This window comes from uncultured Agathobaculum sp. (assembly GCF_963927765.1).
GTDB lineage: Bacteria > Bacillota > Clostridia > Oscillospirales > Butyricicoccaceae > Agathobaculum.
Genome location: NZ_CAWVCU010000008.1, coordinates 1 through 12,459 on the forward strand (window position 1 = coordinate 1; position 12,459 = coordinate 12,459).

General features: G+C 51.3%; 7 protein-coding genes and 1 pseudogene. All 8 read left to right on the plus strand.

The genetic code is table 11. The annotated features are described in order from the left end of the window. The coding region (locus tag ABGT74_RS00370; protein WP_346704001.1) for a SpaA isopeptide-forming pilin-related protein at positions 1 to 2,380 on the plus strand (2,380 nt) is incomplete at its 5' end. A gap of 22 nt (positions 2,381 to 2,402) precedes the next feature. Next, the gene (locus ABGT74_RS00375; RefSeq protein ID WP_346704002.1) at positions 2,403 to 4,631 is read left to right on the plus strand and encodes an S-layer homology domain-containing protein; all 2,229 of its coding nucleotides are present in this window, start codon (positions 2,403 to 2,405) and stop codon (positions 4,629 to 4,631) included. Positions 4,632 to 4,637: 6 nt separating this feature from the next. After that, positions 4,638 to 6,536, plus strand: coding sequence for a VirD4-like conjugal transfer protein, CD1115 family (locus ABGT74_RS00380; RefSeq protein WP_346704003.1), 1,899 nt, complete (start codon positions 4,638 to 4,640; stop codon positions 6,534 to 6,536). Between the two features lie 21 nt (positions 6,537 to 6,557). After that, positions 6,558 to 6,905, plus strand: a complete 348-nt coding sequence (locus tag ABGT74_RS00385) for a hypothetical protein (protein ID WP_346704004.1) — start codon at positions 6,558 to 6,560, stop codon at positions 6,903 to 6,905. Between the two features lie 19 nt (positions 6,906 to 6,924). Further along, on the plus strand, positions 6,925 to 7,758 hold the full coding sequence (locus tag ABGT74_RS00390; protein WP_346704005.1) for a hypothetical protein: 834 nt from the start codon (positions 6,925 to 6,927) through the stop codon (positions 7,756 to 7,758). 13 nt (positions 7,759 to 7,771) lie between these two features. Beyond that, positions 7,772 to 8,182 (plus strand): PrgI family protein, encoded by a 411-nt coding sequence (locus tag ABGT74_RS00395; RefSeq protein ID WP_346704006.1) that lies wholly within the window; start codon positions 7,772 to 7,774, stop codon positions 8,180 to 8,182. Beyond that, the gene (locus tag ABGT74_RS00400) at positions 8,157 to 10,490 is read left to right on the plus strand and encodes a VirB4-like conjugal transfer ATPase, CD1110 family (RefSeq protein ID WP_346704007.1); all 2,334 of its coding nucleotides are present in this window, start codon (positions 8,157 to 8,159) and stop codon (positions 10,488 to 10,490) included. The genes ABGT74_RS00395 and ABGT74_RS00400 overlap by 26 nt, the downstream gene beginning before the upstream one ends. 1,558 nt (positions 10,491 to 12,048) lie before the next feature. After that, positions 12,049 to 12,459, plus strand: a pseudogene (locus ABGT74_RS00405) (lysozyme family protein); the annotation flags it as partial.

A 12,459-nucleotide genomic window follows, 5' to 3' on the forward strand; every position in this document is an offset into this window, starting at 1 on the left:
CTGGCGGGATGGCGTACTGCTGGGCGATTACACCACGGATGAAAATGGCCGCATTGAGATCAAAAATGCGCCCGCAGGCACTTACAAGGTGCAGGAAGTCAATACTTTGAAAGAATACATCCTGAACGATGAAGTGCTGGAGATCGAACATACGACGGTCAAGGACACCGAGCTTACCGTGGAGAACACCCAAAAGCCCGGTCTGCTCATTCAGAAGATTGACGCAGAGACACGCAAGCCGCTGAAAGATGCGGTATTCAAGCTGACCAAGGCAAATGGTGATGTGGTCAAGGAGGATATTATCACCGGCGAGGACGGTACTGCGTTCGTTGAAGGGCTGGAAGCTGGAGACTACATTGTAACGGAAATCACCGCTCCGGGCGGCTACCTGATCGACGATACACCGCACTCTGTTTCGCTGGAGGAGGGTAAAACCTATACCCTGACGCTGGAGAACACCCAAAAGCCCGGTCTGCTGATCAAAAAGATCGACAGCCAGACGAAGAAGCCGCTGCAAGGCGCTGTATTCAAGATCACACGCGGGGACGGCTCGGTTGTGCGTGAGAGCGTCACGACCGATGCTGACGGTGTAATCCATCTGCCGGAGCTGGATACCGGCACATACATCATCACAGAGATCTCCGCGCCGGACGGCTATGCCATCGATGAGACGCCTAAGACGGTTGAAATCCGTGCTGGACAGACCTATGAGGTCACGTTCACCAACACGAAAAAGGGTGGCTTCACCATTAAGAAGATTGACGAGGATACCCGTCAGCCGCTAAAAAATGCCGTGTTCAAGATTACTAAGTCCAACGGTGAGTTTGTTAAGGAAGCCGAAACCGACGCAAACGGCGTTATCACGCTGGACGGTTTACCGGAAGGCAGCTATATCGTGACTGAAATCAAAGCGCCGGACGGTTACATCCTGCAGGACACGCCTAAGACCTTTGAGATCAAAGACGGCGGCAGTATGGAGCTGGTATTCACCAACAAAAAGGCATACGGTTTGCAGATCCGCAAAATCGTAAAGGACACCGGTGAAGCCTTGCCGGGTGCAAAATTCCGTGTGGAAAAAGCCACGGGCGAATTGGTTGGCGAGTATACGAGCAATTCTTCCGGCCTTGTAACCATTTCCGGTCTTGAGGATGGCGTATACGTTGTGACCGAAATCAAAGCACCGGACGGCTACCGTCTGGATAGCACACCGCAGAATGTGATCGTCAAGGCTGGTGAGCTGGCCACTGTCACCTTTGAAAATGCACAGCTTTCCAGCGTCCGTATCCGCAAGATTGACGCGGTGACACGTGAGCCGATCGGCGGTGTGCGCTTCCTCATCAAGGATGAACACAATAATGTCATTGGCGAATACACTACGGATTCGGACGGTTATATCGAACTGGAGGACGATCTGGAGGAAGGCAAATACTATGCCGAGGAGATCGAAGCTGCACCGGGCTACATCCGGGATGAAGAAGTAAAGATATTCCGCGTCAAGCGCGGCGAAACGACGGAAATCGTGTGGGAAAATACTCCGCAGCAAGGTCAGATTCAGATCACTAAAAAGTCCAAGGATGATAACCCGATCAACGGCCTGCCTGCCGGCACGCTCCTGCAGGGCGCGACCTTTGAAATCTATGATAAAGCAGGCAACGTCGTGGACACCATCGTAAGTAATGAACGTGGCGTCGCAGTATCCAAGCTGCTGCCGCTGGGGCGTTACACAATTCGTGAAACGAAAGCCCCCGCGTATTACGGAGCATCCGGTGAAACTTTTGAAGCCGAGATTGAATTCTCCGGTCAGATCGTGCGGCTGGAGGTACTGAACGAAAGTGTATATACCAATGTTTCTATTGCCAAGTCTGGCCCGAAACAGGTTGTACCCGGTCAGCCGATTCGGTGGACAGTATCACACATCGCTAACAATTCCACCGTTCCGCTGCAATCTTTCTACTGGCGCGATACGTTACCGTATCAGGCGGTAACGCTGGATAAGATCGTAACCGGCACATACAATGCGCGGTTGTCCTACAAGATCGTGTACCGCACCAATTATAATCAGAACTACCGCACGTTGGCGGATAACCTGTCCACGGCGCAGAACCGCACCATTCAGGCCAATCCCACCGCGCTCGGCTTGAAGTCCGGCGAGGTTGTCACCGACTTTATGTTCGTGTTTGGTAATGTCCCCGCAGGCTTCCGCTGCGTAGAAACCCCGTATGTATACGGCAATGTGCGTTCGTCTGTTGCAGGCACAGCATTTGTCAATAAGGCAGATGTGGGCGGCTTGCATAACCAGCAGTGGATCATGTCCAACGATGCGTGGACAACGACCATTTACCGTGTGACAAAGCCGGTTCTGCCGCAGACGGGCTGGTAAACAACAAGGAGGTTGAGATATTATGAAAGCACGGCGAATTATCAGCGCGGCTATGGCCGCAATGCTGGCGCTCGGCTCCACCGCATTTGCGGTGGACGAGCAGCCCAAGACTGAGAGAATCGTCACCACACAGAACGGCACGGGTTATACCGTGTCGTCTGTAGGGCGGCATGTCATTGCGACAAATGACAGCAGCCAGTCCTTTGCCTTTGCACCAACGGATGGATACGATCTGAGCCAGCTCATGATTACAGACGGTCAGTTTACAGACCGGGCCGACGTGGCCAGTCTGGATAAAGACCTGACCATGAACGGCACAACCTATCCCATCCGCTATGAATCCAAGATCGACGCACAGGGAACGAGCGTGATCCGCGCGACGGTTTCCATTCCTGCAGCACAGGATGACATTACCTTGTCTGCAGAAGCAGTCAGCTCGGAATACACGGTTACGGCCACATCACAGAGCGGCGCAACCGTATCGTCTGGTTTGACCAAGCTGGGCAAGGGCGAAGCCTACATCATGACGGCCAAGCCGGACGGCAATCTGTATTGCATTACCAGAGCAGATCTGACGATTGGCCAAAACAAGACCAGCGTCGCGCTTTCCAAAGGCTGCGATGAGATCTCGCAGGGATACCGCTTCACCATGGACGCGGACGGTGTGCTGACTGTGTACTGCGGTGGCGTCACCAGTTCGGCTACAATCGAGCTGAAAACAGCTGAGCGCGAGCCGGACAGCGATGAGGTGCTGGTTACGGTTCATGCCGGGCGTGGCATCAGCAGCGAGGTGTCCAAGGATATTGTGAAAAAAGGAAGCAATTACACGGTGTCTTTTTCCGCAAACCGGGGCTATGCCATCGACGCGCTGACCCTTGAAGCGGATGGAAAGACAGCATACAGCACTCCGAATACCAACACGGTATTTATCGGCACAAACGCATACCGCGTATCTGGAAACGACAGCGGCTGCACAGTATACCTGACCGATCTGCAGAGCAACATCACCGTGAGCGCAGAGAGCGTCTATGACAGTGATAATCTGCTGGTGACAACCTCTGCCGGTACCGGAGTGAAGATCGACAAGAATTGCGGCAGCAGCGTAGAGGTTGGCACGGATGTAGATTTTGATATCTACGTCACGGATGAAGATAAATACGAGCTTGACCGTATCACACTGCAGATTGGCGATAGCAGCCAAACCGTAGATGCAGATGATACTTCGATCCGCGTCAGCGGCGAAACGTACCGCATGACCACCGATCAGGATGGCGTTACGCATCTGTATGTGACCGATATTGATAAGCCGGTGCGCGTATCTGCGACGGCAAGCCGGATCAATACCAGCCACAGTGTAACAATCCAAAAGTCGAACAATTTGACGATCAGCAAAAATACCGGCTCGACCGTATCTCATGGCAAGGATGTGAAATTCACCATCAAGCCGGATAGCGGTTATACCGTTGATACTGTGACGCTGAAAATTGGCTCCAAATCCGAAACAGCCTATGCGGGCGCATCTATCATCGCCGTTGATGGAGCCAAGTATGACATGGAGTGCAGCAGCGACGGCACGGTGACTGTCTATGTAGACAATGTCCGTGCAAATGTTTCTATCTCGGCAGAAGCGGAAAAGATTGCAACAGGAAGTGGCTCGAATGGAAAGATTTCCATTAACCGGTCTGCAAAATCGCCGTTTTTCATTGGTTATGATTCACAATTCTATCCAGAGGATAATATGACACGCGCAGAAGCCGTGCAGCTCCTTTCCCGCATGACAAATGCAGATCCGAACGCAAGTTATCCGATGGCTGGGTTCAGCGATGTGCAGTCAGATGCTTATTATGCAAACGCACTGGGTGCCTTTGCGTATGGCGGCATCGTTGACGTGGATACTTCGTACTTCCGACCCTATGCGCCGATCACCCGTGCAGAGTTTGTGGCAATGATGTATCGGCTCGACACGACCGGCAGTTATAGTGGCTCGGCACGGTTCTATGATGTATCTCCCGAAATGCAGGATGCAGCGGCCATTGCATACTGCGCCGATCGTGGCTGGGTAAATGGCTACCCGGATGGCAGTTTCCGACCGGGTGGTTATATCACCCGCGCCGAAGCCGCAGCAGTAGTCAATCGGACGATGGGACGCACCATTTCGTCCAGTAATGTTTCTGGAATCCACTATACGGATGTGCCGGAGTATCATTGGGCATACAATGAAATTCTGATCGCGTCCAGCTATCAATGGTGAATCTCTATGAGACCAGACAAAAATAATATGCCAAGCGCCGCCCTTTGGGCGGTGCTTGCTATTCCTGTGATATGGTTCGGTCTGCTATGCGGAGGTGCAGCTGCACCGGGCAGGACAGCAGCGGAATGGTTTGATGCCTTAACTCTGTCCATGGAAGATCCTCTGCGCATTACGATAACGGAATACAGCGTCAAGGCAGTACTGATTATCTTGCTGGTTTATCTGCTTTGCGTGTTCCTGTTCATTGACAGCCAAGGCAAGCGCCGACCGGGCGAAGAACAGGGCTCGGCAAAATGGGGCAAAGCAAGGTCGGTTTGCGCGAAGTACCGGTATCAGACCAAATTCATGGAGCGATTGAAAGCACGAATATCGAAGATTGCTGCTTTCTTCCGTTCTATCCCTGTGCGTTTGCATATAAAGCGACCCACGCCAGAGGAGAAGGAAAGGATGCAGGCGGAACAGGCACTGCATCTGCCATGCGATATGAATTTCCCCTTAACCCAGAATGTCTGCATCGGGCTGGACGTGTACCGACATAAGCGTAACCTGAACATCTGCGCGGTGGGCGGCGCGGGCGCAGGCAAGTCGCGTTCTCTCGCAAAGCCCGGACTGATGCAGGCAAACTGTTCTTACATCGTGTGCGACCCTGCAGGCGAACTGCTGCGAGACTGTGCGCCGCTGCTCTTGAGGCGCGGATATGACGTTAAGGTATTCAACCTGTCGGACCGACGGCGCTCGGATTGTTATAACCCGTTTGATTATATCCATTCCGATGCGGACGTGATCCGGCTCGTGACGCTGCTGGTGCGGAACACGACGCCGAAAAACGCAAACAGCAGCGACCCGTTCTGGGAGAAGGCGGAGACTGCGCTTGTTACGGCGCTGATCCTGTACCTGTATCATGAGGGCGCGGAGGAAGATAAAAACTTCGGTACGGTCATGTACCTGCTCAACAATGCGGAAGCTGTGGAAAACGGGCCGAAAAGCCCTACAGACCAGCTGTTCCTGCAGCTGGAAGAGGAAAAAGGTGACAGCCATATTGCGGTGCAGTACTATAAATCGTTCCTCAGCAGTCCGGAAAAGACACGCGATACGATCCGGCAGATGGCAACCTCACGGCTTGCATATTTCCTGCTGGATGAGATGCAGGATATCACAGGCACGGACGAAATGGATTTCGCATCCCTTGGTGAGCGCAAACGCGCAATTTTTGTTATCACGCCGGTCAACGACAAGTCGTTTAACTATCTGGTGAGCATGATGTATATGCAGGCGTTTCAGGAACTGTACGACTGTGCGGAAAAGAAGCATGGCGGCATGCTTCCTGTCCACGTCCGCTTTCTGATGGACGAGTTTGCAAACGTACCGCTGCCGGAAGATTTTGAGCAAACGCTGGCCACATGCCGTAAATACAACATTTCCTGCACGATCATCCTGCAAAACATCGCACAGATCAAAGGCATGTTTGAAAAGACGTGGGAGAACATCACGGGCAACTGTGATACATTCCTCTACTTAGGCGGCAATGAGCAGTCTACGCACAAGTATGTGTCTGAGCTGTTGGGTAAGGCCACCATCGACACGCGGACAAGCGGACAGACCAGAGGTAGTCACGGCTCTTACACACGCAATTTCCAGCAGACAGGCCGCGAACTGATGACACCGGATGAGGTACAAAGAATGGACAACAAATTTGCGCTACTGTTTATCCGTGGTGAGCGCCCGGTATGCGACCTTAAGTACGATCTGCTGCGCCATCCTGCACTGGCACTCACTGCGGACGGCAAAGCAAAACCCTATATCCCGCCGGTACGGTTTGCCATCCGTCCCATCCCGGGATCTGAAAACAGATTTGACGGGAAAGAAACCGTATATGGCATTGAATTTGAGTATCTTTCTGCATAACAAAGAAAAGGAGACATGAAAATGAAAAAGCGCTTACAGAAATTGACCATGTTGATGTTCAACCGAAAGGCATACGACCGCGCGCGGTCTATCTACCGCGTGGCGCTGTTGGGTACGACTATCGCAGCCTTTGCTATCGTACCGGCCTTTGCCGCAGATCCGTTGGCTGCAATTAACAGCCTGAGCGATTTCGTCTTTTCCATTATCAAGGCGGTCGGCCTGATTATTGCGGGCTGGGGTGTTGTCCAGTTCGGTATGTCGGTGCAAAGCCATGACCCGTCCCAGCGCACACAAGGCATCCTTTGTTTGCTGGGCGGCTTGCTGATCTACTTTGCCAAAGATGTTCTCGATCTCATCACTGGCGGCTAATAGGAGTTGATAAGAACCTATGTGGGCATTAGACGTATTGGAAGGCGCGCTTGGAACATGGAATGAATACATGGCCCAGATCTGGCAGATCGTTACGCTATCGCCAAAAGAATTTCAAGGCGGCGCGATCTGGCCGGTCATGGAACAGATATTTTCTGTTTTACAGGGTATTGGCTATGCCCTGCTGATCCTGTTCTTTGCGATGTCCTTTTTTAAGCAGACGGCCTCGTTCCGGGAGCTTCGGCACCCGGAACAGGTGTTCCGTCTGTTCATCCGTTTTGTTTTGGCACAGACAGCAATCGCCTATGGACTGGATATCATCAATTTCATATTCGAGGTCACAGGCGGAATTACAGAGAAGGTAGCGGCCAGCATGGGCGGGCTACATGAAGTATCAGCCACTATACCGGATGAGATACGGCAGGCGGCGGAAGAAGCAAATATCATACAGAGCGCATTTGCTGGATTAGTTGGACTGTTATTCACAGGAATCATCATAGGTGTTTCATTGGCCGTGCTTTTCACGGTATATGGCCGTTTCTTCCGGATTTATCTCTATGTCGCACTGGCACCCTTGCCGCTATCTGCTTTCGGTGGTGAATTAACAAGCAGACATGGACGCACCTTTATCCAGAGCTTTATCGGTGTTTGCTTGGAAGCTGCTGTTGTTGTGCTGGCCTGTATCATATACTCGGCGTTCATATCCAATAACTCGTTACCATCTGTTGACTTTGGGGATGGAAGTATTGGCATGATGGTGAGCTATATGATAGGTGTGCTGTTTCAAATGCTTATCCTTTTAGGAATCATTAAAGGGGCAGACCGGATAATGAAGGAAATGTTGGCACTATAGAGGAGGAAATAATTTGGAATGTACCGTAAATAGGGAGATCCGGGACTACCGTGAAGGTGTCGTGATGGGCCTGAGTATGCGGCAGACCATTTGGGGCGGTGCAGCACTGGTGATTGCTGGTGCTGCCAATTTTGGCCTGCGCCTGTTTGTTGGCAAAGAGACGGCAAGCGTATTGTGCATATTACTGGCTGCATTGCCCGCTGCAATTGGATTTATGAGCTATCAGGGTTTGACATTTGAACAATTTGCACGGGCATGGCTGCGTACCAACTTCCGGCATGCCGGCTGGTATGTTTACCGGGCTGTGAGCCTGTTTGATATACTGCATCGTGCGGCATTGGAAGAACGAAAGCACCAAGGAAAAAGAATGCGAAAACTGAAAAAGGAGCAGAAGCGCAATGTTCAGAATAAAAAAACAGCTTAAAGCAAAACCGGCTGTGCGTCCGGTACGTGTGCCGCGCAGCGTGCAACAGACGATCCCGATCCGGCGTGTGTTCCCTGATGCGGTTTGGCAGGTAGGCAACACAGAATTCAGTAAAACATGGTCGTTTACGGATATCAACTACGCGGTTGCCAGTCTGGAGGATCAGCGTTCGATTCTGGATTCATGGGGACGTGTGCTCAATGGGCTTGCAGCGGACAGCCGTCTCAAAATCACATTGGCAAATCGGAAATTTGACAAAGACTCGTTTTCTGAATCTATTTTTTTGAAGCGGAAAGACGATGGGCAGGATGATTACCGCGCTGAACTGAACAAGGTGTTAATGGATAAGGCCAAGGGCAGCAATGGCATCATTCAGGAAAAATATGTGACGTTAACGGCAACCAAGAAAAATATTAACGAAGCACGGACGTTTTTTACCCGGGCGGGTAAAGGGTTGTCTTTGGGGATGCAGCGGCTGTCCTCCAGCGTAAAACCGCTGGATAATGTAGAACGCTTCCGCATCCTGCACGACTTTTTCCGTCCAAATCACCGCATGCTGCATGCCGACGTAAAAGAACTCATGCAGCGCGGGCAGCATTTTGCAGATGTGTTCTGCCCGCTGGCGTTGCGGTATCACAAGGATTATATTGAAACAGATGGCGGTTTTGCTCGCGTATTGTTTGTAGAGGAATATGCGTCCAGACTGTCTGACGAATTGGTACATGATTTGATGGAATTGCCGCGCCAAATGGTGTTATCCATCGACATTGAGCCGATGAACACACAGGAAGCCAGTAAGATGCTGCAAAAGCTGGCCATGCGTGTAGAATCTGATATCACGCGCTGGCAGACAAGACAGAACAATAACAACAACTTCTCTGCGGAAATCCCTTATGAATTTCGTCAGATGCGCGAAGTTGTAGCGGAATATCAGGATGATATCACCCTCAACGACCAGCGGATCATGCTGACAACAACGACGATTATTCACATGGCAGATACGTTGGAGCAGCTCAATGCCGATACCGAAGCGTTACAGGCAACAGCTGGCGGTTTCGGCTGTACCTTGTCGGTACTGAAATACCAGCAGGATATCGGGCTGGATACGGTATTGCCGTATGGCCTGCGCAGCGTGGTACAGCAGCGGACGCTTTTGACCAAAAGCGCATCCATCCTGACACCGTTTTCTGCGCAGGAAATCCAGCAGACGAACGGCATTTGTTATGGTAACAATGCGGTATCCGGCAATATGATACTGGCCAACCGCGCGACATTGCTGAACGGCAATGGCATCCGTTTGGGTGTGTCCGGTGCAGGCAAGTCGTTTTCGGCAAAACAGGAACTCATTCAGCTGCTGCTGGCCACACAGGATGATATCCTTATCATTGATCCGGAGGGTGAGTTTACACCCATGGTAGGCGCATTCAATGGGGCAATGATCGACGTATCCGGTTCATCGTCTGTCCGTATCAATGCGCTTGATATGGAAAAGGGGTATGCAGACGAAGGAAAAGACCCGTTACCCTACAAGTCTGAATTTGTCCTGTCTCTGTTTGAGCAAATTATGGGTAACGACCTCAAGGCGCAGCACCGCTCGATCATAGACCGTTGCATCCAAAGCATTTATAAGCCGTACATTGGCAGCGGATATCAGGGCGACCCGCCGACACTGACGGCCTTACAGCATGAGCTGCTTCGGCAAGAGGAAGAAGAAGCCAAAGAGCTGGCATTGTCTGCTGAGCTGTTCATAACTGGCTCACTGGGTATCTTCTCGCAAAAAAACAATGTGGAACAAAACAACCGCCTGACCTCATATAACATTCTCGATTTGGGCGAACAGCTTTTGCCCCTTGGTATGTTGGTCATCATGGAATCGGTTTATAACCGCGTACTTCGGAACTGGCGCGCTGGGCGGCGTACATGGGTATTTGTGGACGAGTTCTCGATTTTCTTCCGCTATCCGTTTGCGACACGTTTCTTTTTACGCATGTGGAAACAAGTGCGTAAAAGAAGCGGCTACATGACTGGCATCACGCAGAATGTAGGTGAGATGCTGCAAAGCAAAGATGCGCGTTGGATGCTGTCTAACAGCGAGTTTTTGATTATGCTGTCACAGTCTGCGTCCGACCGCGCTGATCTTGCAGAGTTGCTGCATATTTCCGATGCGCAGCTGTCCTATGTGGAAAATGCCGATCCCGGTTGCGGTCTGTTGAAATTCGGCGGCGCATTTATCCCATTCGTAAACGACTTTCCGAAGAATACCAAACTGTACAAGCTCATGACCACAAAGCCCGGAGAATGGCAGTGATAAGCGTATGGCAATATACAAATATAAAACACCGCAGGTAAAGGCAACCTCCTCCAGCACAGAAAAATCTGCTGGAGGGGGTGAAAAACGCTATAATGGAAGCAGGACGCGGTCTGATGCAGAGTTACAGGCGCGCACTGTTCGGAAGAAGTCTGCATCCAGTTCGCCTCAAGATGCAAACAAGGCGAAGGCGGTTCGCAAAAAGCGGATTATGAAACATTATATGATTCGTAAAATCATCCGCCGGAAACAAGATTTGAAGGAGCGAAAAAAGAGCCAGGAACAAAACGGCCAACGGGCGGATGCAGCCGCTGTTAGTCAGGCTGAAACCACCATGGAGCGCGGCGCACAGGAAGTGGCAATACATACTGTGCGTGGTGCGTGGCGAACCGGCAGGGCTGCACACGCTCTATATGGTGCAACCCGTCAAAAGGTGACAGATACCTTGGATGCTCGTGCAGCAAAGAAGTCTGTGCGGCGCACAGTTCGGCGTTACATTGATGCAAACGGCAAGGTGCGGCTCCGCTATTCCTATCAGAGTACGCGGCAAAATGCGAATATACGCAGGACGCAGATCAAAAAACGCCAGAGGTATCGTCTTGCAGCCGGGCGGCAGCTCCGAACGAGACAACAGATGCAGGCGCGGAATCGAGCAGCAAGAACAGCGAAGCGTTCTGCAACTGCACAGTCGCAAACCTTATACAATCCAATGCGTATAAACAGTGGTCTGTATGGCGCAGGACGTCGGACAGCATCCATGCGGATAAATCGTGCATCTATGCAGCTCCGCGCAGCAGGCATATCACCAAATATGCCCGCTGCATCCGTCCCCATGCGCAGAAGTACCGAGGTGCTGAAAAATATCGAGTACCGTTTACGCGCGAGAGCTGCTGGTGTTAAAAAGTTAAAGCGTAAACAGATGCAAAAACTGGTGAAAGGCGCACAAAGTACAGCATCCACCACAGCTAAAAAAGGGATTTTTAAGGCGGCTGGATCTGCTATTGGCAAAGTTGCCAGTGCAGCAAAGGGAAAAATCGTGCTGATTGGTGCGGCCGTTGTTTTGGTAATGTGTATGATCGTTGCGCCGATCAGCATCATGGCTTCGCCGCTGGGGCTTCTGTTCGCTGATGAAATGAACACCAGCAATGTCAACATAGTGAGTGTCGGACAGGCATACATGATGGCACAGCGGGCATGGTCTGAGCAGGTGTTGAGCGGTGAAAACTATGACCGTGTGGAATACGAGGGTGCCTATGCCGACAGTGTTGAAGTATTGGCTGTGTTTGCGGTAAAGGTGACGGAGATTGACGGGCTGGATGCAATGACAATGGCTTCGGAGCAGTGTGCCATCCTGAAGCAAGTTTATATGGACATGAACCCGTACACCAAATGGTATACAAAAACGGAGGACGGGGATCGGATTCTGCATGTAGGAATTTCACGTCTGACGGCAGATGGGGCAGCAGATAAATATCACTTTTCCAATGCGCAAAAAACGATGCTGCATGAATTGTTGGAAGATTATCGGTCTGAATTGTCTGCTTTACTCAATTCTGCGGGTGGAAAAGCCCTGTCCCCAGAGGTGCTGGCCCTTAAAGAGTTGGTAGAGAAGTATGCAAGAATGTATGGGATCTCTGACCATGTAAATACGTTGCTGGCTATCATACAGGTAGAAAGCGGCGGTCTGCTGGAGGATGTAATGCAATCCTCGGAATCTCTGGGTTTGCCGCCTAATTCCCTGAGCAAGGAAGCCTCGATCAATCAGGGATGCAAATACTATTCTGAACTTTTGCGACGGGCGGACAGCTTGGGGTGTGACCTTGATTCGGTAATCCAGTCGTACAATTATGGTGGTGGATTTCTGGACTATGTTGCGGCGCGCGGTGGCAAGTACAGTTTTGAACTGGCACAGGCGTTTGCAGAACAGAAATCCGGCGGTGTAAAGGTAACGTATAAGAACGAGATATCC

Coding starts and splice junctions, on each gene's coding strand:
- ABGT74_RS00375 (WP_346704002.1), top strand. CDS start 2,403: ATGAAAGCACGGCGAATTATCAGCGCGGCTATGGCCGCAATGCTGGCG.
- ABGT74_RS00380 (WP_346704003.1), top strand. CDS start 4,638: ATGAGACCAGACAAAAATAATATGCCAAGCGCCGCCCTTTGGGCGGTG.
- ABGT74_RS00390 (WP_346704005.1), top strand. CDS start 6,925: ATGTGGGCATTAGACGTATTGGAAGGCGCGCTTGGAACATGGAATGAA.
- ABGT74_RS00400 (WP_346704007.1), top strand. CDS start 8,157: ATGTTCAGAATAAAAAAACAGCTTAAAGCAAAACCGGCTGTGCGTCCG.
- ABGT74_RS00385 (WP_346704004.1), top strand. CDS start 6,558: ATGAAAAAGCGCTTACAGAAATTGACCATGTTGATGTTCAACCGAAAG.